The following is a 25,404-nucleotide window of genomic DNA, read 5'->3' on the forward strand; positions in this document are numbered from 1 at the left end:
TGATACCATGCCAGAGAAGAAGATAAAAAAATGGCTTGAAGAGGAGGGTTTTCTGAGGATGGAGGTCCCTGACGAAAACGCCTCGTTCCATTATGTGATAAACTATCCAGAGGATCATGTCATTGATATCATTCAGCCCGCTGGAAAGAACGACATGATTCTTATAGCCTGTGCAACCAGTGTTAGTCCCGAGCACCAGTCAGGTATACGAGCCCTTAGCATGGAGAAAAGGACTGAATTCATATGGAAGGTTCGTTTTACCCTGAACAGGTTTGGAGTTGATTTCCAGCTTGATCATCCAGAGAACGTTCTGAACAGTTATCTTGTAACCTCTGAGATATTTTCCGATGGCCTCTCAAAGGACAGATTGATTTCAAGTATAAAAAATGTTTTCAGGGCTAAACTTCATGTCATGTGGATGATACAGGAACGTTTCGGCGATGATAAACCTGAACACGACAGCATGTATGTGTGAGGTTCATTTCCAGTGTAACATCTATGAAGTGCTTCTGAGCATCTGGGAGAGATGGATTTCAACTGTAAATTATTTTTTGTGTCATGAGTCTGGTTTGAGGGACGTCTATTTCAAGTGTAAATCTGTTCCAGTACATTATGGGGCATGGGTGAGAGGTACATTTCAACTGTAATTTGTGTACAATACTGAGGGAGATGTGAGGGAGAGGTGCATTTCAAGTGAAATCTTTATTACAATATTAAATTTTGAAATTAAAAACTTAATGGAGATGTGAAAATGGGAGTTAAAGAAGATATTCGTGGACAAATTATAGGAGCATTAGCAGGAGCCGATTTCCCAATAAATTCACCAGAAGAACTAATGGCAGCGCTTCCAAACGGTCCAGATACTACTTGTAAATCTGGAGATGTAGAATTAAAAGCATCTGATGCTGGACAAGTACTTACTGCTGATGATTTTCCATTTAAAAGTGCTGAAGAAGTTGCAGATACTATAGTGAACAAAGCAGGATTATAAGCCAAAATCGACTTCCTACTTTTTCTTTCTTTTCTTTTTTAAGGATAATTAATTATTATCTTATAATAGGTTTTAATGGAGAAATTAAAATGGATAAGCCCAATAGTAAAGAAAATAAGCATAAGTCCCGTTGTACTGAATGTCCGTCATATAATGAATGTATGTGCGTTTGGTTAGATTATTTTGCTGGAAAAATAGAATAATTTGCAGTAATATTAAGTCCTACTGCTTTCACTACAGATTAAATATTAAACAATCAATAATTTTCAATTGATTTTAAGAATGCCCCCCCTCCAGTTTTCAATAGTTCAACCGGAGGGGATAATAGTTCTGAAACGATTATTTTTTCAAATATTTTTTAAAATTACTGAGCATTATGAGTAGATTATATCCTTTTTCAGTAATCATATAATCTCCACGTTCATGACGCTGCAATATCAAGTCACTTTCAAGTAATTTTTGTATGTGGAAAAGTAAATTACCACCACGAAGCCCTGTAAGTTCTGAAAGAGCAGTGAATGTCATGGTTTCAGAGGCCATAGATTTAAGAATTTGAAGTCTCTGTTTATTAGAAATAGGTTCAAGAACACTCTTAACCATAATTTCTTCAGGAATAGAAGATATCTCAGTTTTATCCTCTTTATTATTGTCATATATTTGTAGAGAGCCAATTAGATTTATTTGCTTATCAAATAGTGAGTCTACTTCCTTAAAACAAATATCACATTTATCAAAAGGAGCACTTTTCCTTATTTCATCTAATTCCTCTCTTTTCTCTTCTATAATTTCTTTGGAAACATGTTCCTGTTTTATAAGTTTAGAATTATTTTGTAGAAATCCGTTAAATTTCTCTTTACAGGTTTCCCGCATCTTACAGGGATTAACCATATTTTGTTCTAAATCATTTTCAATATCATCAGAAATATAAACAGATACTGAATTCAAAATATCCTTTTTTAAGTTGCTTAGCATTAAATCAAGGTATTCTTGATTAGATTTTTCCATCAAACGCTTGATATCCTGATGTATAGCTTCTAATTTCATTCGGGCATCATAGAATTCAGGATTATCCATTTTATTTAGATTTTCCATAAATTATTTTATTGATTTAGATAGTATTAAAGGTTTCTTTCTTGACCTTTTAAGTCATATTTGTGTATAAAACTGTACTTAGTACATTTTAATGACGGTTTAGTATATATTTCTAATAAACAATAGTTATATTTGAAATTAAAATGTGACATTGATTTCAACTGTAAATATATTAGATGTCTCTGGTCAGATCCGCTTGGGAAATCCTGTCTTTACATTTAATTACATTTGAAATGCATGTCCCCAACATAACAGTAGCCAAATCTTGGATTTACACTTGAAATCTATGTCTCCCTTACAATATCCAACACTTCAGGAACCATTACACTTGAAATGCATGTCTCCCATTCATGACTGAGTGGACAGATAAGTGTTACACTTGAAATCCATGTCCCTCCTTCACATCCAAGCAGACTGCCAGGGAAAATTTACACTTGAAATGCATGTCTCACTGCCATTATTATGAAACGGATTGATATTAATAAAAACTTTTATCTAAGAGTTAGAATAAGAAAATTTACACTTGAAACTTATCACCCTGTTTATAGGGTGATCTAAAGGGGCACTGCCAGTATTAAAAGGGAAACCTCAAAAACCTGAAATGATTATCATTCCAGTTTTGAGGACTTCATAATAAATTCAAGCAGCAGTTTTCTCTAAAACTTTATTTGAAGTGGTAATATGAACATTTTTGATGAGATAGGGGACAAAGAATCTGTTTTTAAGGATAAAAAATATCTTGACCACAGGTTTCTACCTGACAGGCTGCCTCACAGGGAGGAACAGATACGTTCAATAGCCAAGTACTGGGTTGAAGCACTGAATGGAGTAACACCACCGGACATAACAATATATGGAAAAACAGGGACAGGGAAAACTGCGGTTGCCAAATTCGCCATGAAACAGCTTAAAGAGGCTTCAAGGGACTGTGATTTTAACATAAGGACGGAGTACATCCGCTGCACAGATTACACAACAGAGTACCAGGTCATAGCAAGGCTCTGCCAGCAGCTTGGTCGTGATGTCCCCTACCGTGGCTGGACAAAGGCTGAGATAGTCAACACATTCAGGAACATGTTCAAGAAAAATGCCTTTGGCCAGGACATGATACTCCTTGTTGTCCTTGACGAGATAGACATACTCCTGAGGAACGATGGTGACGGCCTGCTCTACACCCTCACAAGGACAGATAACGTCTCCATACTATCCATAAGTAACTATGTTGAATTCAAAAAGTTCATAAAACCACGCGTGAGGAGCAGTTTGAGGGACAGGGAGATAGTCTTCCCGCCCTACGGCGCCCAGCAGCTTGTTGATATACTTGAGGAGAGGTCAAAGTTATCCTTCAAGGAAGGAGCCCTTGATGACGATGTAATACCCCTCTGCGCAGCACTTGCAGCCAAGGAGGAGGGCGACGCAAGGTATGCCCTTGACCTTCTCAGGACAGCAGGTGAAATTGCAGATGAAAGGGATTCTGATATGGTTAAGGGGGACTTTGTGAGGGAAGCCAAGGACTACATAGAGCACAACAAGATCACAGACATCATACTGACACTGCCCAGCCAGCAGCAGAGGGTCCTTGAGGCGATACTCTACCTCACAAAGAGAAAGGAGGAGATAACCTCAGGAAGGCTCTATGAGGTCTACAAGGAGATATCAAAGGGTGATTCAGTTTCATACAGAAGAATATTTGACTTCATAAATGAACTCGAAATGCTTGGACTCATATCAACCAACACTGTCTCCAGGGGAAGGGGAAAGGGACGCACCAATATCATAGACCTCCAGTGCGAAACTTCACTCCTGGAGGACTCACTCTGGGGAGTCTGATCTTTCTCTTATCAGCATCTTAAGAAGAGCCATTCTCACAGGCACACCGTAGAACGCCTGCCTGAAGTACATCGCCTGTGGAAGCGAATCAACCTCAGGGGATATCTCATCTATCCTTGGAAGTGGGTGCATAACGATGAGGTCCCTACCCGCGACCATATTTCTATCTATGTGATAAGCCCCTCTGATCCTTGAATACTCCTCAGGGTCAGGAAAACGTTCCTTCTGTATTCTTGTAACATAGAGGACATCCACATCATCTATAACATCATCCAGTCTCTCGGTCTCTGTAACCTCAACACCACTACCTTTAAGGTCATGTATGACACTGTCAGGCATTCTAAGCTCGGGGGGCGATACAAAACTCATTTTCACACCGAAAACAGCAAGTGCATAGGCCAATGAGTGCACTGTCCTGCCATACTTCAGGTCACCCACAAGTGCAACATTGAGGGATTCTATTTTACCAAAGAACCTCTTCATTGTGTAGAGGTCAAGGAGGGTCTGGGTGGGGTGCTGACCTGCCCCATCACCTGCATTGATAACCGGAACATCCACGATGTCCGATATATAACGGGCCACTCCCTCAAGGCTGTGCCTTATAACAATTGCATCGGAGTATCCTGCAAGCATCATTGCGGTGTCAGTTAGACTTTCGCCCTTGGCAGCGGATGTAGCGCCTGTATCTGCAAATCCAACCACACTGCCACCAAGTCTCTTCATTGCAGTTTCAAATGAAAGTCTTGTCCTTGTTGATGGTTCATAGAACATCATCCCAAGTATCTTTCCTGTAAGAACGCTGGAGGGCCTTTCGCCAGAGGCAATCGGCTCCATCTTTTCTGCTTCCCTCAGAATGAACTCTATGTCATCCTTTCCAAAGTCCTTTATTGAGATAACATTTTCAAACATCAAATCCCTCTAGACCTTTCTCATGAATGTGAGGTATCCTGTGTGTCCGACCATTCTGGTCCTGGGGCGTGTCCCTTGCTTCCTGACCTCAATTTCACGTTCAATTATCTCGGATGTCCTCATATCTGCAAATCCCACCTTTGAGCCGACCCTGTGCAGAATTTTCACCTGTTCAATGTAGGGGTTGTAGAAAACAGCCCACCCCCCTCTAATAAGGGATTCATGCAGATCCTCCATAAGCTCCCAGGGCTGGGGAAGATCCAGGAAGACAAGGTCAAGGTCATCCTCATCTATACCCTCCTTTATATCTCTGTTTTTTACCTCAATATTTTTAAATCCAAAGTCCCTGATGTTCCTTTCTGCAACCTCTGCAAAGTCCTCCCGTATCTCATAGGTTGTAACATGCCCTGATTCACCCACCACATTTGCCAGGTACATTGCAACTGTACCCGCACCGGTACCTGCATCAACAACCCTTGAGCCGTTCACTATTCCTGTGTATGCACAGATCATTCCTATATCCTTGGGAAGGAGTATGGAGCACCTCCTTTCCATGAGTTCAAGGTAATCTGAGAGGCTGGGTTTAAGGACATACACCTCCCTTCCAAGGTGGGTTCTGAGAACATCCCCTGGTCTGGCCTCCTCTATCATCCGGGACTGGATGATTCCCATGTCAGTCTGAAAGTCCTCCCCTGCCTTCAGGAGGTACTTTTTACCCCTTTCATCCATGAGTATACGCAATTGATCACCCTCTCATTTTTTCTGAATCCCTGAATTCTGTTTCAATAACCTTTCTAATCTCGGATGCTATCCTTTTACCGATTCCCTCCACTTCCATGAGCTCCTTCTCTGATGCGTTCATAACCGCTTCAACCGAACCGAAACTTTCAAGGAGCCTTCTGGCATACTTGGATCCAATGTAGGGAAGTGATTCCACAATGAAGAGCTGCTTTTCCTGGAGGGTGAGGGGTTTCTTATCTGTCCTGATACGCATGTCAGGTTTTCCCTCCCTCTGTTCCCTCAGGGCTATCCTCCTTATCATTGCAGCCGTATCTGCAGGGGACCTTGTGGGGATTATGGGTATTCCAAAGTCCACCGCAACTGATGCAAGGGCACCCCTCACAGCATCGGGGTTCATGAAGCCCGAGTAGAGGTCCTCACCCTCTATTATCATCACAGGGCGCTTGAAGTTTTCCACCATTTCCCTGGCCTGCCTGTAAAGTCTCTTATCCATAATTGACCCCAGGAAATCCTGGGTGGTTTTTCTTTCAATCACAGTGTCATCGCTGACCTGATAATCACCCACAGAGAGTGTTCTGAGTTCAAAGTCCACCCCCATCTTCCTGAGCTCCCTGAGAACCCTTGAGTTAACCTCACGTGAATCCACGTAGATGAATGGTCTTTCACCGTCAGTTTCAGGAAACCCAAGGGGCGTCAGTTCAATTTTCATGGAACCCCCCCTGAGGCTTTCCTTCATGGTTTTTTCCTTCCTGATACTTGAGTAATAGTAGGCCTCGTCCCGTGTCTTTTCTGTCATGAGGACAACCATTCTTCCTGATCTTCTTCTTCCTGTCCTTCCCCTCCTCTGTATCATCCTTATCTCCGATGGGACAGGCTCGTACATGACCACAAGGTCAACTGAGGGTATATCTATTCCCTCCTCTGCCACGCTGGTTGATATGAGAACATCGTGGTTTCCCATCCTGAATGACTTGATTATATCCCGTTGCTGTTTCTGGGTGAGGCCCTTTTCACCGCTTCTGCTGTTCTGACCATAAAATTTAACGGCGTTTATACCCTCACGTACACAGCGCTGGTATATTTCCTCAAGGGTGTCACGGAACTGGGTGAAAACTATTATTCTTGAGTCTCCCCCTTCAAGTTCCTTTCTGAGTATTTCAATGAGCCTGTCAAGTTTTGGGTGTTCAACCCCTGAAACAGAGGCCTTTCGGGTGAGGTACATGGCCCTTGTGAAGTCAGGGTCCATAATGAGGCTTCTGGCAGCCTTTGTGTTCTTCTTTTTAAGTCGGGTGAGGTATTTGTGAAGTGGATGGATCCCCTGGGTTTCAAGGAGTTCAAGGGCGTGCTCCACATTTATTGAGGCTGCTATGAGTGATATGGCCCTGTAACATGATTTTGGCGGATTTGATGAGCGCGCGATCCTGTTCTGAACACGGCCCCTGGCCTTCAGGAGGTCCCTTTTACCCACACTCACAGTCTCTATGACTCCAAGGTTCTTGAGCATCTTCAGCCGCGTCTTTAAAACCTTCTTCAGGAGGTCCCTTATCTCCTCAAGTTCGGGCTTCATCTTGACCCTGACCCATTCTATCCTGATGGGTTTGAGGTAGGGCCTGACGTCCGGGTCCTTTTCTGTCTTCACAATCACCTCGTTGAGGAAGAGGTTACTGCAGACGGTTTTTATTTTGTCCTCATCTGCACCGGGGGAGGCTGTCAATCCCAGTATAAGGGGGTTTTTCGCGGTCTGCATATAAGTGGATGCAAGGAAGACGTAGGAGTAGGAACCAACGGCACGGTGGCACTCATCGAATACAATGAGTGAAACGTCGCTGAGGTCGTACCTCCCGGCCAGGATGTCTGATTCTATTGTCTGGGGTGTTGCAGATATGACCCTGGACTCATTCCAGCGCTTCACCCTTTCCTCAGGGTTTATGCTCCCTGTGAGTGAGGTGCATGGTGCGAGGAGGAAGTCCCTGAAGCTCTCCTCATGCTGTATGGCCAGCGGTTTGCTGGGAGATAAAATGAGCACCCTGGACCCCCTGTATTTCTGCAGCCTCTCTGCAGCCACCAGAACGGCAACAATGGTTTTTCCAAGGGCCGTGGGAGCCACTATCATCGAGTTACCCTTCCTTAGGACGTCTGCTGCCAGTAACTGCTGGTAGGTCCTTGCCTCGACTGTCCCTGGTTTTATCAGTGGGTGCTCTATGTACCTTGCCATGGTCTTCTATCTGGTGATCAATTTATTTAATGATTTAATCATGGCATCCGCTGTTAATGCATATGCTGGAGCGAGATGTAAAGTAGAATTAAATTTCCGGTACCCACATGGGGAAATAAAAAATAGAAATTAGGAGACTTAAAGTTATGCAAGGACCGATGCAGCTGCAAGCACCGCCACTGTGGTCATGGTGCTGAGATGACATGCGTATAGGGGAGCGGTCTGGAAGTTATCCCTGAGTACCGGGAAAAACTGGGTGTAGGCTGATATACCGGCCAGGAGCTGGAGGGCCACAGCAAGATACATTAGATTCCCACCACCTATCACAAGGTTCAGCCCCGTTGCAATGATCGCAAGGATGAGGACCCCAAAGTGGGGTGCCATCCTCATCCCCATTATACGGAATGTTATAAAACCTGAGGGGATCCCTGCAAGTAGCAGAGCAAACACAATAACCTGATACATCCCATCACCTCTAGAAGTTCACTACGGCGTACCTGGGGTCGCTAAGGAGTGTTATGAATGTCGCGGCCCCGGCGATTTTACATCCTTCTGTTATTTTATCTTCTGTGAGCCCCCTGAACTGGGCGCTCATCTCGCAGACATAAACTTTAGCACCCATTTCAATTACCTCCTCCATGAGTTCATTGAGGGCCGGGAAGGCCGGGTGTTTAACCTTTGCTGCCGCGCCCCTCCTGGCAAGGCTCACACCATCCATCAGAAGGAACACAGTGACGTCCTTACCCATGCTCAGGGCAGCCTTTGAGAATATGAATGTGGCGTAGGCCCTCTCCGCATTACCTGTTCCATTGCTCTGAACAACCAGAACCCTGTCCCTTCCTGTGAATTCCTTTTTCTCGGTCTTTTCTATTTTTTCAAGTATTAGGCTGGCATCTGATTTTTCTATCACCCTGGCGTTCATTTCAGGGGCTGAAACCGCAAGGTCATCGATAACGTCCTGACTTTCGGACTTTATTTTTATTCTCATCCCTGATTTCATTGATGATAGTTTTTCGCCTACGATTATAAGGGGTCCAGGACAGGTTTCACCGGTGACGTCCACCTCTTCAATCTCTCCACGTGAAATATCAACCACCACTCCATCAGGTCCTTTTTTAGCAGAATAATTCATTCCGTGCCTGGATGCAACCCTTTCAATCTCTTCATAGTTCTCCCTGAGTATCAACTGGAGGTTTTCCTGGCCATTCTTCAGGATGTTGTCTGTGATTATGGCTGCAGCGTATCTGTTTATTCCTCTGAGGTTGATCCTCATGTTTACCCCCATTTCTCCCTGAATTTTCTGAGGGCATCCACTATTCCCTCAAGTTCCTCTGCAGGGACTCCAACTGCGAGTTCCTCTGGCTTTATTCCGGCATATTTTCTTGACCCGTTGCATCCCATTGTAATATTTGGAAGGCCCCTCTGGATGACCGCAGCAACTGCATCTGCGCAGAGTGACTGTATACCTGAGTAGTCCCCTGTGATTCTGCCACCCCTCTCGTGGAGGTATGCCTGGCTGAGTCTCAGTGCCTGGGCAGGTTTGAGTATCAGCACAACCACGTCGGGTTCAAAGTCAGCATCCTCAAGTGGAGCGTACTCTGAGGCATAATATTCCTCATCTAGCATTGGCACAGCCTTCACGGTTTCATGGGCCGCTTCAGGGGTGCTGTAGTTTCCGAGTTTGTGGTACATGCTCCCATCTGCAACAGGCGCTGGAAGGCTGCAGAGGCCCATGGCGGCGGCACCACCCTTACAGAGGTGTTCCTCTGCTGTTGCATGGCCCTTTAGCCCATTTAATCTGGCCTCCTGTATGAATTCGCAGTGCCTCCTTTTTTCAAGTCTGGGACCTGATGTTTCTTCATCTGCCTTAACAAGTTTGACAGCCACGGGGCTGCCCTCCATCTGCAGGAGTTCTTTGAGTTCACCTGCGATCTCACGGTAATCCATACAACCACCTCAACATTATAGTATAACTATACAATAAAGTATAAAAAACTCATATTTAAATATTTCTATAAAATTATAATTCATGGTTATACCATAGGTAAATGGGGTGAGATCTTGGAGAACCTTTCTGAAACCGAGAAGCTGATAATGTCCTACCTTGAATCGAACCCGCCAGAGGAGTGCATGCTGGATAAGATAACCAGGGGAATAAACCGCAGCAGGGCCACCGTACTCAAATACCTCCACATCCTGGAGGCAAGGGGACTTGTGACCTACAGGATGGTGGGGAGAAGTAAACTATGGATGCCAACAAGGGATGCAGATGTTAAGACAGTGGAGTACCGGGACGACACCTCAAGGGCCCTGGAGATCATAAAGAATGCCTCGGAGATTCACGAGACACTTCTCAGGCTTCTGGAACTTGAAAGAAAAATAGATGACCCTGATAAACTGGTTTTCACAGTAAACACACTCCTTGACATAGTTGTCGCCAATGAATCATTCAGGAGAATGTTCCCTGGCGCCAGAAACCTTGAGGATATCATGGACAGGGAAAGTATAATACTTCTTGAAAGCAGAATGCATGCTCCTGGTAAAATACAGGCGGATCTCAGGGGAAGAGATGGTATAAGGAGAACCTACAGCCTCTTTATAAGTCCTGTAAATAACTTCTGGGTGATTATCGCAAAGGATATGGCAAGCTCATCATTCTCAAAGAATGAACTTGAAGTCCTCCTCACAATCACAAGGCTCAGGACATCATCCGATAGCCTGGAGGACTTTCTTGGGTCTGCAAGGGAGGAACTGGCAGGAGTTCTGGATATCAAACAGATCTCAGTGGTCCTGAGAGACGCATCAGGGTTAAACAGGGTCTATGACCACCCATCAGCAATTAAACTTGAAGAATTTGATTATTTCATATACAGAAGCATCGAAACACTTGAAACGGTATCATGGAACTCTGATAAGGGCCTAATGTTATCGATTCCCCTCATAACAGAGGAAAGGGCAAGGGGGGCCATGATACTTGAGGTGCCTGATGACTCCATATCCTCCAGGGCACTTGAAATCGTGGAAATGTTTGCCGATGAGGTCTCAGAGTACATTGAACTTGAGAGGCTCAGAAGGGAGAACGAGGAATTTATAAGAACACTCCTTGCAATGAACAGGGTTTCTGAGATTATAAACAGCGATGAGGAAGAGAACAGGATACTTGAGAAATCAATTGAGGCCGTCATAGATACCCTTGAATTCGAAATGGGATGCATCTACCTCATGGAAGAGGAAAGGGAACTCAAACTCAGGGTCCAGAAGAACCTGCCCGAGACCCTCAGCCGTATGTGCATGGCCGGGGTATTCACGGACCTCTTCAGCAGATCAATTGAGGATGAGCGGGTAATATATATAACCGCAGAATCCCCTGAATACCGCATGATCCATGATTCAATACGTAAAAATAATATAAGGACTATTTTAATGATTCCAATCAGGTTTTCAGGGGAAATAATCGGGATACTGAACCTTGCAAGTTACAGTGTGAAGCCCTATAACAGGATAAGCCTTGAAAACATCTCATCCATTGGGCTTCAGCTTGGAAGTGCCATCAGAAAAATAAAGGGTTAGAGTGCCGGGCAGTTATTCCAGGCAGTTTACAATTTAAGGAGATTCATCCAGTCATCATAGACTGTATCAAGGCCGCACATACTTGGGACATAGTTGGCTGCCTTTGCAGAGTCAACACCAAGGACCTCATAGCCCAGTTCCTCCACAGGAGCCACAACCATGCAGGTGTCGGATACAACCATTCCCCCGGCAGCCTCTATCACATCTGTGTAGCCCATACGGTCCGCGGCACTTTTTATGGCGGCAGATGTGCATACCCAGAGATCACAGTCAGTGCCCTTCTTACCCACAAAGGATGCTATCCTTCTTATCTCATCAAGGGAGCAGTGGGGGCATCCAAGGCAGATTAAATCAGGACTATCAGAGGTGGTGGAAAGTTCCTCACGGGCCTCTGATATGTCACCGGCATCCACCCTGATCCTCTCATCCACATCATCCAGGGAAGCATCCCTGTACTCAGGTGTTATGCCATCAACATGGTAGAGTGCAACAGCACCTGATGACGCCATGGCAGCTCCAAGGGCTTTAAGATCCTCGGGCGCAGGCAAACCCCTTAGTTTGAAGTACGGCACACCCTCCCCTGCAATCCTCCCTGCAATGTAACCGAGGGCACCGTAGTCTGCACCTGAGAGGTCACATTCCACATCAACCAGAAGGGTGGCCTTTCTGTTTTCATCAAGGTGGTAACCGTATTCAGGTGTCCTTCCACATATTGCAGCTGCAAGGGCCCCCGGGCCGCCCTCCCTGTTTGTCCTGGCACCGAGAACCGAGTTTGCATAGGAAACCGCAGATGACTCTGACCATGCAATATGGGACCCCCTGAGGGGCACGTTCCCTATGAGGTAAGGGGTGCAGGTGCAGGTGTTCATAACATCCATTGATGAGTAGGCTTCCACTATTCTGAGCTGTCTCCTGGCAAATTCATCTGAAAAACCCATCTCCCTCCATCTCTCCAGGTCCATGCCGGCAGGGTTTAGTGTACTCTGGACCCGGACCCTGGCACCACCCTCACTCAGGTCCTCCAGGTATTCAAGGCCTGCGTCTCCTATGGTTTTGTAGGAAACACCTGAGATCTGGGCGGATGATATTTCAACCATCCTCTCAGCCCCGTAGATGTCACCCAGGGCCACCAGTATCTCCATACTCTTCTGGATGGTTTCACCGAATTCGCCGTCATACATCTTCTCTTCGATTCCATCAAGGTACATAATCAACACCAAGGCAGCACTCACGATTTAATCTGAGCACCTGTTATTTCATCCACCAGCTGGAGGAAACTCTCCATATCCCTGTAGGGTACCATGGCACCGGCCGCTATATCATGCCCGCCACCTGTACCACCAAAACTGGATGCTGCATCCCTGAGGGCAGCCCCCAGATTAACACCCCTCTCAACAGCAGGTCTGGTGGTCCTTGCAGATACCTTCACATGCTGGTCCATCCTTGAAAGACCAAGGAGTGGAATATCAGGGTTCAGCAGTTTCAGGGAGAGTGATATGCTTGCTATGGTCCCCATTATCCCCTTAAAGACCCTGTCCTCACTGTAAATGTACTGTATATTCTCCATTACAGTGGATCCCTCCCTCCTGATCCATGCAAGGCCCCTTATGAGCTCTTCACGGTAATTTTTCTGGAGTTCAAGGCCCACTTCAAGGGCACCTTCACCCTCACCAAGGCATAGACCTATTCCAATACCGTATTTACGGTTCTTTCCACAGGCATCAAGAATCCCTGCAAAATCAGACAGGTCACCAACGGCTGGCTGAAACTCCCTTGAAGTGAAAACCTCACCGAATATATCAGGGTTTATCCTTGATAGCTCATCCCTGAGGATGTCCTTCTCCTCGGGTGAGAGGTCAGCGTATTTTATCCCATATGAGACTCCTATACGCTCAAGAAAACCCCTTGAAGCCTCGATGTCCCCTGTTAATCCAGGGAGAGGGGGATTGAATGTGTATGCAATGGAACGGTAAAGGGGCTCGGTGTATCGTGATGCCAGTTTGAGGTCGCTGTGAACCTGCAGGACACCTGCTTCAATCGCCTCATCCATTATGAAACGGTTTGCACCTGTGAACCCGTCACTGTACTGCATATCGCCCAGTGCTCCAACCAGGGCCAGCTGCCCCGTATTTCTGCTGATGTTCCTGGTTGCCAGGTAGGCTGCCCCCGAGGCGCTGAGGTCCCTGCTTCCATCAAGGCCGTGAAGATGGGGATTGACGTGTACAACGTTGGAATCGGCCTCAAATTCAGAGGGCTGGTGATGGTCGGCAACTATGATATCGGCCTTGAGCCTTGATATCTCCTCAAGGTAGGCGCTTCCCATGTCACAGAAAAAGAAGAGGGAGTACTTCTCCCTTCCAAGTTTTTTTATGAACTCCTTCCTGAGTCTTGAAAGGATGGAGATGTGGAACTGGCCGTTTCTTGATGAAATGGCCCGTGCAACAACTCCTGCAGCTGACAGACCGTCGGCATCGTTGTGGGATATGACCCTTATTATGCTTCCCTTCTCCAGGTGCTCCTCAAGGAGTTTTGAGGCCTCTGACCCCCTCTTTAAGATTGAGTCGGGGAGTTTACTTAACGAGTAGGGCTGCTTTCTGTGGGTCATATCTCCATCCTTCAGGCAGGACACCTTCTCTCACATAGTACTTCACAAGGCGCCTTATCTTTGATTCAACAATCTGCAGACCCCTCCTTGTGTGGAGGTCCTTTGGGTGCTCCTTGAGGTGGTCCCTTATGTTGACAGCCTTTCTTATGAGGTTCATGAGATCCTCAGGGTATTCAGGATTCATACCATGTTTTTCCAGTATCTGGGTTATTTTGAGTCCGGTGACGGCCTTAACGCTTGGTATGCCGTGCTGGTCCCTAAGTATGATTCCTATCCTGCTTGTGGAGTTACCCTCCCTGTATAACTTTACTATGAGATCCTCGATTTCTTCGTTTGAGTATTCAACCCATTCAGGTTTTAGAGCCATTAAATCACCTCATAATTTTCAGTATACCACTGTGCAAATTTTTTAAGGGCCCTGCTCCTGTGTGAAAACCTGTTCTTTTCGATGGTACTGAGTTCTCCAAAGCTCCTATCCATACCTTCAGGATAAAACAGGGGGTCAAATGCGAATCCCCTGGTTCCACGTTCCTCAGTACCTATACGTCCTTTCACCACGCCTAGAAAAACCTCGGGTTCGGAGTTGGGGGCGCAGAACCCAACAGCCGACCTGAACTCAGCGTAGCGGTCTTCAACATTTTCCATGAGCTTTAAGATACCTCTGTTTCCAATGGTATCCTGTACATAGGCAGAATAGGGTCCTGGAAACCATTTAAGGGCCCTTATAAATAGTCCTGCATCCTCTACAATAACAGGACCGTCCATGATCCTGGCTGCATGCTCTGCACCGTACCGGGCCACCTCTTCAAGGGTTCCCTGAAGTTCAGGGTAGCCCAGATCAGCATGCTCAAGTTCTATTCCGGTATCATGGAAGATCTTTTCTGCCTCAGATAATTTGTGTTTATTGCCTGTTATAAATGTTACCTTCAATGTGAATCACCTTCAGGTTTTTCTCTTATTTTCTAGGATTCACCCATCCCTGTCCCTGGTTGTGTATCTACCCCTTGCCTCTATTTCATCTATCTTTGATGAGATATCAGCGTCTGTGAACTTCCTGTAGCCCTCAAGCACGCTCCTGAAACAGTCTGATGCAAGCTGGTAGTGTGTGCTCTCCAGGGATTTTTTCAGCACAAGGAGATCCACCCCCATGTCCTCGATTTCATCCGAGAACATGCCCAGGCCAAAGTCTATGAGGACCACCTCATCCCCCCGAAGGATTATGTTGGACCCTGTGAGGTCTCCATGTATTATACCCGCACGGTGCAGTTTTCCAGCAGCCTCACCTATTCTTGAGCAGAGTTCCTTATTTTCAACAGCGTCCCTGAACCTTGTACCCTCAATCTCCTCCATGATGATGGTTCCCTTTTCTGTATCCACGTCAAAGAGTATGGGTGTGCGTACACCGGCGCTCTTTGCCTGGTTGATGAGGCGGGCCTCCCTCCTGGTCCGGGATGATCTGAGTTTATGGTCGATTTCAGGGATCCTGTAACCCTTTGATATTCTTTCCTTAACAATACACGGTCTTCCCATCCACTCGCCGCTGTAAATATTGGCTTCGGCACCCCTGGCCCTGAGGTTTCCCTGAAACTGTACCACATGTTCTGACTCCCGCATCCAGGGGACATCCACCTCATCTGTCCTGTAGCGCTGCACAACAGATGTTTCCTCTATCCTCTGGGGCCCATGATGTCTGTGGACAAGATGTCCCAGCCAGGCTATCATGGCCCCGTTGTCACCGCAGTATTCAGGGGGTGGCATATGGAAGTCCACACCGTGCTCCCTGCACATGGTCTCCATCATTTCACGGAGCCTTCTGTTAACGGCAACACCCCCACAGAGGAGGACCTCGCCCTTTTCTGTGTAGGCAAGAGCACGCTCACTGACCTCAACGAGCATGGAGAAGGCTGTCTCCTGCAGACTGTAGGCCAGGTTCTCAAGTTTTTCACCGGTCTCCAGTTTCCTGATGGCCGCCGTTAAAAGACCTGAGAATGAGATGTCCATCCCCTTGACACTGTAGGGAAGCTCCACGTACTCTGATGCCTCGGCTGCAAGTCCCTCAATGACGGGACCCCCGGGGTGGCCAAGGCCGGCCTCCCTTGCGAACTGGTCCAGCATGTTTCCCACCGCGATGTCAAGGGTTTCACCGAACACCCTGTACCTGCCCTGGTTGAAGGCTATGACCTGGGTATTCCCACCACTCACATAGAGTGAAAGAGGGTCTGCTGCACCTGTTGTTAGCCTACCTATCTCTATATGACCTATACAGTGATTCACACCCACTATTGGTATTTTAAGTGAAATTGCCAGGGTTCTTGCGGCTGTTGCAACTGTTCTGAGGGCTGGCCCCAGACCAGGGCCCCTGGAGAAGGATATGAGTCCTATTTCATCCATATCCACTCCTGCATCCTCCAGCGCTTCCCCTACAAGCACCGGTATCCACCGGGCGTGGTGTTCAGCGGCCTCCCTAGGATGTATGCCACCCCTTTCAGGTATAAGTGGTCTGCCCCTGAGTGAGAGCACCCTTCCACTGTCATCAACGATACCAACACCCGTCTTCTCTGCGGTTCCCTCTATACCGAGACACAACATTTTATTGATCACCACCGGTTGAGGTGCGTAAGGTCACCAGAACTGTAACTACTTTATTTATTCACGGTTATAACTATTGTATCGGTGAAAAGGTGAATGGAAATGTTTGATGGACTTAGGATTTATGGATCAGGTGATTACCTGGAGGGGGTTCTTGACAGGGAATCCCTCTTCATATGTGCAGTTGCAACAACCGAGACATCAAGGATTCCGGGGATAACAGGGGCCGGGGCCGGACCAGACCTGACTGAGTACACACCTGCGGCTGATGTTGAACTAATAGTACATGACGCCCCAAGGTGTCTTCCTGAGATACCCCAGACAATTGTGGAGGGCGAATCTGCACCCACACCTGCGGTTATAACAAAGGCCTCCCTTGAACTGGCTGAGGTACCCTTCATGGTTGCGGATGCAGGGGCCTCGGTGAAACCCGACGTGCCCTATATAAACATCAACTCAGGGCATGGAGGGGATATAAGAACAGGGAGGGCCGTGGATAATCCTGAGAGAATATATGAGAGGGGATTCATGGCTGGCAGGATGCTATCGAAACTCACAGAGCACCTTGTGATTGGCGAAAGCACACCGGCCGGTACAACAACCGCGCTGGGGGTCCTGACGGCCCTTGGGTATGACGCTGATTTCAGGGTCAGCGCAAGTCTCCCTGAAAATCCCCACAATCTCAAGAGGGATGTTGTAATGGAGGGCCTAAGGAACGCAGGCCTTAAGAAGGGTGATTGCTGTGAAGATCCATTCAGGGCTGTTGCTGCAGTCGGTGACCCCATGATACCCGCTGTTGCAGGTATGTGCATGGGAAGCAGCGTCCCTGTAACACTTGCAGGGGGGACCCAGATGACCGCGGTATGCGCCCTCATGAAGGCAATTGATCCTGAATTCGACTTTTCAGACACAGCAATTGCAACAACCATATTCGTTGCAGAGGATGAAACATCAGATATAAACAGGATCGCTGAACAGATAGGTGAAATCGATATCTACGCAGTTGACCCCGGCTTTGAGAGGGCATCCCACAGGGGTCTTCACGAGTACCTCAATGGCTCGGTCAAGGAGGGCGTGGGTGCAGGGGGTGCAATGCTCCTGGCACTTCTTCATGGAATATCTGTTGAGAACATAAGGAACAGGGTTGAGGAGCTCTGCAACACAATACTCTGATTATGGGGTGATATTCTGCTGGCCATGAGCAGGGAGGGTCTGGATGGTATGATACCGGGCCCCTCCATCCTCATGGTAGCAATGCTCCTTTATATTTCAGGTTTTTTACTGGACGCTTCTGGCATGCCACCGTCATATGGGTTTCTCAACGGGAATATGGTGGTCCATTTTTCATCCTTCCCTGGCTTCAGGGAGCAGTTCATTGACTATCTGGGCGCAACAGCTTTCTGGATATTCGTATCAAATATCACCCAGGTACTGATTTTCATATTCACACTGGCAACCACCATTCCGGTTTTGAAATTAATTGTTCTATCCGGGGCGCTCCTCCACAATCTCGTATCCAGGTGGGGATTCAGGGGGTTTCTGATCTATGCAGGTACGGTGCACCTCCACTTTGAGGTTATGGGGTGTCTATTCTCACTGCAGGCCGCCAGGGTTTTTATTGGTTCGATACTGGAGTCCATATCAAGAGGATCCGCAGAACCACTGATAGGCGCCATAAAAGAAAGGCTCCTGTTTCTGATAGTACTGATCGCTATCATATTCGCAATGGCGGCCATTATTGAGGTTTTCTGGAGCACCTGGTGGGTGTATATATTCACAGAGAGACAGGTTTCATGGACCTATTTCCACAGCCATGTTGCCTCCGTGGAGCTGTGAATTTGAGTAGATCTAAAACCCTGGATCAGGATTAAGCCGTGAATTACTTTAATGTACATGCGGAACGTGTTCTGGATTCTGTGGAGTGCCTTATAAGGCTTGGCGCAGCCGTGACTTTAATGTACATGCGGAACTGAATTGGGGTGTCTGTGATTTTACAGGGAAAAATGAAGATGTGAGCTAATCAGAGGAGTGACACTCCGAGGACCAGGAGACCCAGTGCAAAGCAGTAGTAGGCGAAAACGTAGAGGTCCCTTTCCCTTATGAGCTTCAACAGGAACTTTATTGCAATGTAACCTGATACAGCGGATGCCACGAAACCTGCAATCATACTGGCACCCAGTAGGTCCATGCCTGCACTGATATCCTTCACCTGGATGATTGCAGCCCCCAGTATGGCGGGTATTGAGAGAAGGAAGCTGTACCTTGCTGCAAGCTCCCTTTCAAATCCAAGGAAGAGACCTGCAGATATGGTTGCACCGGAACGGGATATACCCGGGGCTATTGCCAGTGCCTGGGCACCCCCTATTATGAGGGAATTCCTGACACCCAGTTTTTCAACAGGAAGTTTTTCCCTTATCCTTGCGCTGATCCTCTCCGAACCCCACAGGAGAAGACCTGTTACTATAAGGAAAAATCCAACGGCTGTTATGCTGCTGAACAGGGATTCGAAGAAATCCTTGAACAGTACACCGGCAAGCCCGGCGGGAATGGTGCCTATGATGACCATCCAGGCCAGCCTCTTATATGGATCATCCTCTATCCCATTCCTGAAATTGCCTCCGGGAATATCTGTAAGACTTGAGATGAATGACCTTATCATGTGGACTATGTCACTCCAGAAGTAGGTGACAACAGCCACCAGGGTTCCCACATGGAGCAGGGTGTCAAATGCAAGGCTGGATGTGACACCCATTATTTCATGTACGAGCACAAGGTGGCCTGAGCTGCTTACTGGGAGGAACTCTGTGAGCCCCTGAACAATTCCGGTTATTATTGCCTGAAGAACATCCATGGAAATCACTTATAACTTTTAACTTATAACTTCCAAGTTTTCACTTATAATGCTGAAATACTAGATGTAGGTTAACCAGCCGAAGCTGTCCTCTGATTCGGCCCTGATTACCCTGAAGAACTCATTCTGCAGCATCTCTGTCACAGGCCCCCTTCGACCTGAACCTATCTCTATACCATCAACGGACCTCACAGGGGTTATCTCTGCGGCTGTACCTGTGAAGAAGATTTCATCTGCAAGGTAAAGCATCTCCCTTGTAATAGGTTCTTCACGGACAGGGACGCCCTCGACCCTGGCTATCTTCATCACAGAATCCCTTGTTATCCCCTTAAGGAGGGATGAGGATACAGGTGGGGTCTGAAGTTCACCGTCAGTTACGATGAATATGTTCTCCCCGCTGCCCTCACTGACATAGCCATGGTAGTCCAGCATTATTGCCTCGTCATAGCCATGTCTAACAGCCTCCATCTTGGCCAGCTGGGAGTTCAGATAGTTTCCACCTGCCTTTGCAAGGTTTGGCATTGTGTTTGGGGCCATCCTCCGCCAGGTTGAAACACCCACGTCAACACCCACCTCAAGGGCCTCTGCTCCCAGGTAGGCCCCCCATTCCCAGGCAGCTATGGCAACCTCAACAGGGCAGTTAACCGGGTGAACACCCATCTCTCCGTACCCCCTGTAGACAACAGGTCTTATGTAGCACTCATCGAGCCCGTTCTCCCTGACGGTCTCAATTATTGCATCGCATATCTGCTCCTCTGTGTAGGGGATCTCCATCCTGTATATCTTTGCAGAATCAAAGAGCCTCCTTACATGCTCCCGCAAACGAAAAATGGCGGATCCTTTCCTGTTCCTGTAGCACCTTATTCCCTCAAATACCGCAGATCCATAATGCACGACATGTGAAAGCACATGTAATGTGGCGTCTTCCCAATCAACCATTTCACCGTTAAACCATATCTTTCCACTGGCTTCGCATGACATGAGAATAACCTCAGAATGATATTCACTACCTTAGTTATACTCCAAGGTTTATATATTACCCCCATAACCGGAAAACTTTATATAGGGTAAGAATTTAAAGTCACACTGAGGGCCGGTGGTCTAGGGGTATGATACCTCGCTTACAACGAGGTGGTCACGAGTTCGAATCTCGTCCGGCCCATCTGATTATTGAAGGATCCCGGTGGGGGCCGGTGGTCTAGGGGTATGATACCTCGCTTACAACGAGGTGGTCACGAGTTCGAATCTCGTCCGGCCCATCTGATTATTGAAGGATCCCGGTGGGGGCCGGTGGTCTAGGGGTATGATACCTCGCTCACACCGAGGTGGTCACGAGTTCGAATCTCGTCCGGCCCACTGGATTTATTTCATGAATGCAGCAGTTAATTTTTCATGAGTTTTTTTGATTTCTCATCAATTAAAACCGGCACCTAAAATCTTTTCAGAACATTTATAACCAGTGAAAAACATAAAACCAATAGAGCGTCGAATTTCTTTTCTTTGTCGATGCTGAACTGAAGGGGGGGTGAGAATGCACAGATTTTTTGTCTTTGCACTGCTATTCATGGCACTTGGGACTGTAAGTGCCCAGGAAACAGAGGACAATGTACAGATCACCACGGATCTTGCAGTGGATGCAGAATACCTTGGTCTTGATGAAAACATTATAAACAGTGCCTCTGTTGGAGATGAGGTATTTGAGGGAGTGGCAGTCACAAACAATTTACCATCAACTGCAACCGGAGTGAAGGTAACCATCACAAGGAGCAGCAATTATCCCTTTGAATACCTTGAACACGAGGTCTCCTGGGACAATGGGGTCACATGGATCTACAATGACCCATCATACAATCCATCAACCAGTGAGTGGACTATAGGGAACCTGCCAGCCGGCGCAGTCTATAAACTCGTTGTACACCAGAGGGCCGTGGCAACTGGAACAGCACAGTTCACTGCAACCATCTCAGGTAATCTGCCTGATATAGATGCCACCAATAACCAGGATACGGCAACCATCGACGTCACTGAATCATCTGAAGAACCGGAATATCAGGTAACAGGAGCAAAAATGGTTCCCATGCGGGAGACAGGCGCATCCGCAGGATTACTCGTGGCAGGGATATTTATCCTTGGCGCGGGGCTGGTTATCTCAAGAAGATAACCATTATTTTTTAGATCAGTCAGCTAATCTTATTCAGTTTCAAGTTGCAGAGGTCGCTTATTCCAGATGACTAGATAAGTATCAGTATGACAAGGAGGAGAAGAGAACTGAAGAACACTATTGTCCCCTTTATCATTATAACAGCACCGTCATCCTCAACAAGGTAGGGTATACCATAGGAGAGGGCGGCGGCAATCATTATCTTCACGACGCCCGTGATGCTTGTCCCCAGGCCCGCTGCCATCTGCAATATGGTTGCAATCAGGAAGGAAACCGCCACAACGGTTATTATGAGTATGATGGTGTTCTGCAGAAGACCCCTTATAATGGGGGTAAGGGGCTGGCGTCTTTCCCTCCTTGATAGAAGTCCCCGCTGGGACCCTGTGTGCCCTGTGTGAAATATGGTTGATGGGGGACCGTATACCTCAACCTCCTCCTCATAGTATTCATCCTCTTCCGCTTCTTCTTCAGGGACCTGAATTTTCTTTGAAAACTCCTCAGCAATTTTTATGAGGCCATTTCTGTCTATCAGCTTCATGTTCCTCTTGACAGCATAGTTTCTGGCCTGGGTTGAAAAATCAGATGTTGTAACAATCACTACCTTGGAGGCCTTGAGGGTCTTTGCAGCCATTTCCATTTCCTTTAAAACGTCCATGCCAACCTTCCAGCTTTCATCATAGTTCTTACAGGCCACCACAACCCCTATATCCCCGAGGGTGGTGGGGAGAATACCATATATGTCAACTATGTGCTGGGAGGTTCTGAAATCCTTGTAAACCTTGAAACCAGAATCCTCCATGACTTTGGCGATGAAATCCACGAGTTTCTGCTTCTTCAATTCCTCCACCCTCCGGGGTTAGACTTAATAGAGCTATGTTATAAGATATACTTAAAATTTGATATAAATGCTAGTAAAAGGATAGAGATGGTTACCGATGAAGATTCTCATAACAAATGATGACGGAGTGAACTCATCCGGGATTCTGGCGGCCAGGAAGGCTGTTGAAAACCTTGGAGAGACAATTATAGTGGCTCCAGCCACTCAGCAGAGTGGCATAGGCCATGCCCTCACCCTCTTTGAACCCATAAGGGTTAGCGAGGTCACCCTCAGGGACGGTTCAGAGGCCTACGCGGTTTCAGGGACACCAACAGACGCCGTAATAATAGGTATATTCGAGCTGATGGATGAAAAACCTGACCTTGTAATATCCGGCATAAATATGGGGGAAAACCTTGGGAAATCTGAACTTACAACATCAGGGACGATAGGTGCAGCAATGGAGGCGGCGGTTCATGGTGTACCCTCCCTTGCAGTTTCACTCCAGGTGAGGAGGGGGGACATCAAGTTTCATGATGGCCATGTGGACGTGGACTTTTCACTGGCATCTGAGCTGACGGAAAGGGTTGCATCCAGTATACTCAGGAAGGGCTTACCTGATGGTGTCGATTTCCTCAACCTTAACATCCCATCACACCCCTCAGGAAATGATATACGTATAACAAGACTCGGGGACAGGATGTACAATGTACACATCAAGAAGAGACTGGATCCAAGGGGGAGGCCCTACTACTGGATTGATGGCGACCCTGCAGGTAGGGACGCCCGTGGAACAGATGTCCATACCCTGAAGGCTGAAAACACTGCAACCCTCACACCGGTATCCCTTGACTGCACCGCGCCCCTTGATTCAATGGTGGGATGGCTTGATTAGCGGCTGGGGATCATCGATAACTCCCTTTGACCATACATCCATGCTTCTGTTCTCTGAAGATTTCTTGAGGTCTGGGTTTAAGAATTTCTTTCTACTTTTCTGGTCGCTTTCTGGTGTAGATGTAATATATTTGGAAGAATTTCTTTCTACTTTTCTGGTCTCTGTAGATATGGTGGAGATTTGGGTGTAAATTCGGAAAAATTTCTTTTAAGAGAAGGTCCAATTTTAAAATAAAAGATTGGAGGACCTTAAAATGGAATACACTATTTTTAACGTGACCCTTCCATTAATAGGGCTTTATATATTAACCTATACTCTTTACAGGAATGGCAGGATACGAAGAAGTTTTCATGTGAACCTCTGGAACCTGATCATACTCATTGCATTCCTGATATCAGGAATTGGAGGTTTCGTCCTTCTCCTCCTGCTGGAGAACGGCATAAGGTTTTCACTGAACTCACAGCTTCTCTACTGGCACGTGGAGGCGGGCCTGGCACTGGTGGTTGTGACGGTTTTTCACTTCCACTGCTACACAGGCAGCTTAAACAGAATTCTGGGGGTTGGTAGATGAACCTGAGGAAAGGATTTGAGTTCATGGCTGGAATTTTACCCTTCGCAGCTGCAATATCCACTTCTGGCATTTCATGCGCCGCTTCATGCCCCTATGGTCTTGTGAATGACCCCTACCCCGGGCAGTGCCCACGGTTCACGGACCTCAACGGTGACGGCATATGTGACCTCTCACAGACAGCATCCACAACCGATTACGCAGCATCTGAGGATCGGGAAGCTTCTTCATCTGACCAGAAGGATTCTTCATCCAGCGGTAGCGATGATTACAGTCCAGCAGAAACTTCTGAAATTAACAGGACACAGAATCAGACCCCTGAACATAACATGAGTGGAGATGTTTCAGACGGTACCAGTGGAGAGTTTCAGCGGCCCTGAAACAGATTACCATTTAATACCTGTGAGCCTCATTATAGGGGGGGCGTACCTCCTAACGCTTTACCTCATGCGCAGCGGCTACATCAGGGGTTCATTGTACAGAAGGCTGTGGAACATGCTACTGACTGTGGGATATGCCGGGACAGGAATTACAGGCATACTTCTCCTCATATTCATACGCCTTGGTATAAAAACTGCCCTGAATCCATCTGTGACCTACTGGCATGCTGAACTGGCAATTCTGATGGTTATAGGTACCCTGATACATGCCCACATCTACTGGAAGCCGTTAAAGGGCATGTTCAGACAGCTGGTGAGGGGCGCATCCTGATGGTGAAGCAAATCACCACTGCCGGATCCTGACGGACTTCAGAATCCCCACTTCCCACCTTTAAAATTTAGGCATCATGTGTGGACTCTCATGTATTCAAAGGTAAATCACTGGATGGATCAGTGCCAAAAAATTATCCATAGTTATCCCCATATGTATAAGCGTGGTTCCATGAAGAGGCTCCTGTGGTGGCTTATTGCAGCGACACGTGGGGGGGGCGAACCGTGCAAGGATAATCCGAATGCTGCATGAGAGGCCATACAACACCAACCAGCTGGCAGAGGCTCTTAACCTGGACTATAAGACTGTTCAGCATCACTTAAGGGTTCTTGAGAAGAATAAAATCATAGTATCGTCAGGTGAGAGGTACGGAAAGATATACTTTCTTTCAGATGCAATGGAGGAGAATTACGACTTATTTGAGGATATAATGGAGAGGATGCAGGGGTGGATGTATGAGAGAAGTTCATGACCGTAATTTCATGGCAGATCCCGGCTTCACATTCCTGGCGGTTGTAGTGGGAATTCTGAATGTGTTCGTCCTCCTCATCCTTCTCGGGGTCTATGTTTCAAGCTACAGGAAGATCAGATCCAGTTTTACACTGGGCCTTATCGGGTTTTCCCTGCTCCTGCTCCTGCAGAACCTCATATTCATAATGTTCATGCTGACACGGGAGGGCTTCAGGGGACATGGACTGGGATTTCCTGTTCTCAGTGTTAACCTCTGCCAGCTTGGCGCACTTCTGGTTCTCCTCAGGATAACATGGGAGTAGCCCTGCAGTTTAACTGAAGGATGAGGATATGTGAAGTATATATAGGCGAATCATTATAGGATTACTAAATCTTTAGGGGGATTCTG

At 47.0% G+C, this 25,404-nt stretch carries 27 protein-coding genes, 3 tRNA genes and 1 pseudogene; 16 read left to right on the forward strand and 15 right to left on the reverse strand.

Annotated elements, in window-relative coordinates:
* The first annotated feature begins 7 nt into the window (after window positions 1–7).
* Together OXN82_RS07965 and OXN82_RS07970 are read left to right on the forward strand one after the other, a co-directional pair.
* Window positions 8–475: a DUF2299 domain-containing protein gene (locus tag OXN82_RS07965; protein ID WP_321211308.1), complete on the forward strand. Its 468-nt coding sequence runs from the start codon at window positions 8–10 to the stop codon at window positions 473–475.
* Between the two features lie 276 nt (window positions 476–751).
* Window positions 752–991: an MTH865 family protein gene (locus tag OXN82_RS07970; protein ID WP_048060916.1), complete on the forward strand. Its 240-nt coding sequence runs from the start codon at window positions 752–754 to the stop codon at window positions 989–991.
* A gap of 339 nt (window positions 992–1,330) precedes the next feature.
* On the opposite strand, the gene OXN82_RS07975 is transcribed toward OXN82_RS07970, so the two are convergent.
* Window positions 1,331–2,083, reverse strand: coding sequence for a winged helix-turn-helix domain-containing protein (locus OXN82_RS07975; RefSeq protein WP_010876497.1), 753 nt, complete (start codon window positions 2,081–2,083; stop codon window positions 1,331–1,333).
* Window positions 2,084–2,764: 681 nt separating this feature from the next.
* Between OXN82_RS07975 and cdc6-1 the strand changes: the two genes are divergently transcribed.
* Window positions 2,765–3,913, forward strand: a complete 1,149-nt coding sequence (gene cdc6-1 / locus OXN82_RS07980) for an ORC1-type DNA replication protein Cdc6-1 (protein ID WP_321211309.1) — start codon at window positions 2,765–2,767, stop codon at window positions 3,911–3,913.
* On the opposite strand, the gene pyrB is transcribed toward cdc6-1, so the two are convergent.
* The 6 genes from pyrB to OXN82_RS08010 all read right to left on the reverse strand — a co-directional run bounded on the left by pyrB (window position 3,896) and on the right by OXN82_RS08010 (window position 9,725).
* Window positions 3,896–4,822, reverse strand: a complete 927-nt coding sequence (gene pyrB / locus OXN82_RS07985) for an aspartate carbamoyltransferase (RefSeq protein ID WP_321211310.1) — start codon at window positions 4,820–4,822, stop codon at window positions 3,896–3,898. The genes cdc6-1 and pyrB overlap by 18 nt on opposite strands.
* 9 nt (window positions 4,823–4,831) lie before the next feature.
* The gene (locus OXN82_RS07990) at window positions 4,832–5,563 is read right to left on the reverse strand and encodes a tRNA (adenine-N1)-methyltransferase (RefSeq protein ID WP_321211311.1); all 732 of its coding nucleotides are present in this window, start codon (window positions 5,561–5,563) and stop codon (window positions 4,832–4,834) included.
* A gap of 4 nt (window positions 5,564–5,567) precedes the next feature.
* Complete coding sequence (locus tag OXN82_RS07995) at window positions 5,568–7,778, reverse strand: DEAD/DEAH box helicase (protein WP_321211312.1); 2,211 nt, start codon at window positions 7,776–7,778, stop codon at window positions 5,568–5,570.
* Between the two features lie 144 nt (window positions 7,779–7,922).
* Window positions 7,923–8,243, reverse strand: a complete 321-nt coding sequence (locus OXN82_RS08000) for a DUF5400 domain-containing protein (RefSeq protein ID WP_321211313.1) — start codon at window positions 8,241–8,243, stop codon at window positions 7,923–7,925.
* A gap of 10 nt (window positions 8,244–8,253) precedes the next feature.
* Window positions 8,254–9,051 (reverse strand): DsrE family protein, encoded by a 798-nt coding sequence (locus OXN82_RS08005; RefSeq protein WP_321211314.1) that lies wholly within the window; start codon window positions 9,049–9,051, stop codon window positions 8,254–8,256.
* A 2-nt stretch (window positions 9,052–9,053) separates the two neighbouring features.
* A complete protein-coding gene (locus OXN82_RS08010; RefSeq protein ID WP_321211315.1) occupies window positions 9,054–9,725 on the reverse strand; it encodes a DUF169 domain-containing protein in 672 nt (223 codons plus the stop codon).
* A gap of 114 nt (window positions 9,726–9,839) precedes the next feature.
* On the opposite strand from OXN82_RS08010, the gene OXN82_RS08015 reads away from it, so the two are divergent.
* Window positions 9,840–11,348, forward strand: a complete 1,509-nt coding sequence (locus OXN82_RS08015; protein ID WP_321211316.1) for a GAF domain-containing protein — start codon at window positions 9,840–9,842, stop codon at window positions 11,346–11,348.
* A gap of 26 nt (window positions 11,349–11,374) precedes the next feature.
* Here the strand turns inward: OXN82_RS08015 and OXN82_RS08020 are convergent, their stop codons facing one another.
* The 5 genes from OXN82_RS08020 to OXN82_RS08040 are packed head-to-tail and all read right to left on the reverse strand — an operon-like array spanning window position 11,375 to window position 16,542.
* Window positions 11,375–12,556 carry an aconitase X catalytic domain-containing protein gene (locus OXN82_RS08020; protein ID WP_321211317.1) on the reverse strand — a complete coding sequence of 394 codons (1,182 nt, stop codon included), beginning with the start codon at window positions 12,554–12,556 and terminating at the stop codon, window positions 11,375–11,377.
* 20 nt (window positions 12,557–12,576) lie between these two features.
* On the reverse strand, window positions 12,577–13,953 hold the full coding sequence (locus OXN82_RS08025) for a DHH family phosphoesterase (protein ID WP_321211318.1): 1,377 nt from the start codon (window positions 13,951–13,953) through the stop codon (window positions 12,577–12,579).
* Window positions 13,919–14,320, reverse strand: a complete 402-nt coding sequence (locus OXN82_RS08030; RefSeq protein WP_013294852.1) for a 30S ribosomal protein S15 — start codon at window positions 14,318–14,320, stop codon at window positions 13,919–13,921. Before OXN82_RS08030 ends, OXN82_RS08025 begins: the two co-directional genes overlap by 35 nt.
* Entirely contained in the window at window positions 14,320–14,883 is a 564-nt protein-coding gene (locus tag OXN82_RS08035; RefSeq protein WP_147671322.1) for an XTP/dITP diphosphatase, read from the reverse strand. Before OXN82_RS08035 ends, OXN82_RS08030 begins: the two co-directional genes overlap by 1 nt.
* Window positions 14,884–14,922: 39 nt before the next feature.
* On the reverse strand, window positions 14,923–16,542 hold the full coding sequence (locus tag OXN82_RS08040) for a bifunctional N(6)-L-threonylcarbamoyladenine synthase/serine/threonine protein kinase (RefSeq protein ID WP_321211319.1): 1,620 nt from the start codon (window positions 16,540–16,542) through the stop codon (window positions 14,923–14,925).
* Between the two features lie 102 nt (window positions 16,543–16,644).
* Between OXN82_RS08040 and cobT the strand changes: the two genes are divergently transcribed.
* Entirely contained in the window at window positions 16,645–17,715 is a 1,071-nt protein-coding gene (gene cobT / locus OXN82_RS08045; protein WP_321211320.1) for a nicotinate mononucleotide-dependent phosphoribosyltransferase CobT, read from the forward strand.
* A gap of 24 nt (window positions 17,716–17,739) precedes the next feature.
* Window positions 17,740–18,378, forward strand: a complete 639-nt coding sequence (locus OXN82_RS08050) for a hypothetical protein (RefSeq protein WP_321211321.1) — start codon at window positions 17,740–17,742, stop codon at window positions 18,376–18,378.
* A 184-nt stretch (window positions 18,379–18,562) separates the two neighbouring features.
* Here the strand turns inward: OXN82_RS08050 and uppP are convergent, their stop codons facing one another.
* Window positions 18,563–19,393 carry an undecaprenyl-diphosphatase UppP gene (gene uppP, locus OXN82_RS08055; RefSeq protein ID WP_321211322.1) on the reverse strand — a complete coding sequence of 277 codons (831 nt, stop codon included), beginning with the start codon at window positions 19,391–19,393 and terminating at the stop codon, window positions 18,563–18,565.
* Between the two features lie 60 nt (window positions 19,394–19,453).
* On the reverse strand, window positions 19,454–20,374 hold the full coding sequence (gene ilvE, locus OXN82_RS08060) for a branched-chain-amino-acid transaminase (RefSeq protein WP_321211323.1): 921 nt from the start codon (window positions 20,372–20,374) through the stop codon (window positions 19,454–19,456).
* A 109-nt stretch (window positions 20,375–20,483) separates the two neighbouring features.
* Here ilvE and OXN82_RS08065 point away from each other — a divergent pair.
* The 4 genes from OXN82_RS08065 to OXN82_RS08080 all read left to right on the forward strand — a co-directional run bounded on the left by OXN82_RS08065 (window position 20,484) and on the right by OXN82_RS08080 (window position 21,554).
* Window positions 20,484–20,555 (forward strand) — tRNA-Val (locus tag OXN82_RS08065).
* A gap of 25 nt (window positions 20,556–20,580) precedes the next feature.
* A tRNA-Val gene (locus OXN82_RS08070) sits at window positions 20,581–20,652 on the forward strand.
* A gap of 25 nt (window positions 20,653–20,677) precedes the next feature.
* Window positions 20,678–20,749, forward strand: a tRNA-Val gene (locus OXN82_RS08075).
* Window positions 20,750–20,924: 175 nt separating this feature from the next.
* Window positions 20,925–21,554, forward strand: coding sequence for a DUF11 domain-containing protein (locus OXN82_RS08080; RefSeq protein ID WP_321211324.1), 630 nt, complete (start codon window positions 20,925–20,927; stop codon window positions 21,552–21,554).
* 70 nt (window positions 21,555–21,624) lie between these two features.
* Here the strand turns inward: OXN82_RS08080 and OXN82_RS08085 are convergent, their stop codons facing one another.
* Window positions 21,625–22,401 carry a restriction endonuclease gene (locus tag OXN82_RS08085; protein ID WP_414855690.1) on the reverse strand — a complete coding sequence of 259 codons (777 nt, stop codon included), beginning with the start codon at window positions 22,399–22,401 and terminating at the stop codon, window positions 21,625–21,627.
* Window positions 22,402–22,489: 88 nt separating this feature from the next.
* On the opposite strand from OXN82_RS08085, the gene surE reads away from it, so the two are divergent.
* From surE to OXN82_RS08115, 6 genes and pseudogenes are all read left to right on the forward strand, one after another.
* Window positions 22,490–23,266 (forward strand): 5'/3'-nucleotidase SurE, encoded by a 777-nt coding sequence (gene surE / locus OXN82_RS08090; RefSeq protein WP_321211326.1) that lies wholly within the window; start codon window positions 22,490–22,492, stop codon window positions 23,264–23,266.
* Window positions 23,267–23,540: 274 nt separating this feature from the next.
* Window positions 23,541–23,837 (forward strand): hypothetical protein, encoded by a 297-nt coding sequence (locus OXN82_RS08095; protein ID WP_321211327.1) that lies wholly within the window; start codon window positions 23,541–23,543, stop codon window positions 23,835–23,837.
* Window positions 23,834–24,214 (forward strand): hypothetical protein, encoded by a 381-nt coding sequence (locus OXN82_RS08100; RefSeq protein ID WP_321211328.1) that lies wholly within the window; start codon window positions 23,834–23,836, stop codon window positions 24,212–24,214. Before OXN82_RS08095 ends, OXN82_RS08100 begins: the two co-directional genes overlap by 4 nt.
* Window positions 24,174–24,545: a hypothetical protein gene (locus OXN82_RS08105; RefSeq protein WP_321211329.1), complete on the forward strand. Its 372-nt coding sequence runs from the start codon at window positions 24,174–24,176 to the stop codon at window positions 24,543–24,545. The genes OXN82_RS08100 and OXN82_RS08105 overlap by 41 nt, the downstream gene beginning before the upstream one ends.
* 171 nt (window positions 24,546–24,716) lie before the next feature.
* Window positions 24,717–25,017, forward strand: a pseudogene (locus OXN82_RS08110) (winged helix-turn-helix domain-containing protein).
* A complete protein-coding gene (locus tag OXN82_RS08115; protein WP_321211330.1) occupies window positions 25,001–25,318 on the forward strand; it encodes a hypothetical protein in 318 nt (105 codons plus the stop codon). The pseudogene OXN82_RS08110 and the gene OXN82_RS08115 overlap by 17 nt, the downstream one beginning before the upstream one ends.
* The last annotated feature ends 86 nt before the right edge of the window (window positions 25,319–25,404 follow it).

It is taken from the genome of Methanothermobacter sp. DP (assembly GCF_026692625.1).
Taxonomy (GTDB): domain Archaea; phylum Methanobacteriota; class Methanobacteria; order Methanobacteriales; family Methanothermobacteraceae; genus Methanothermobacter; species Methanothermobacter marburgensis.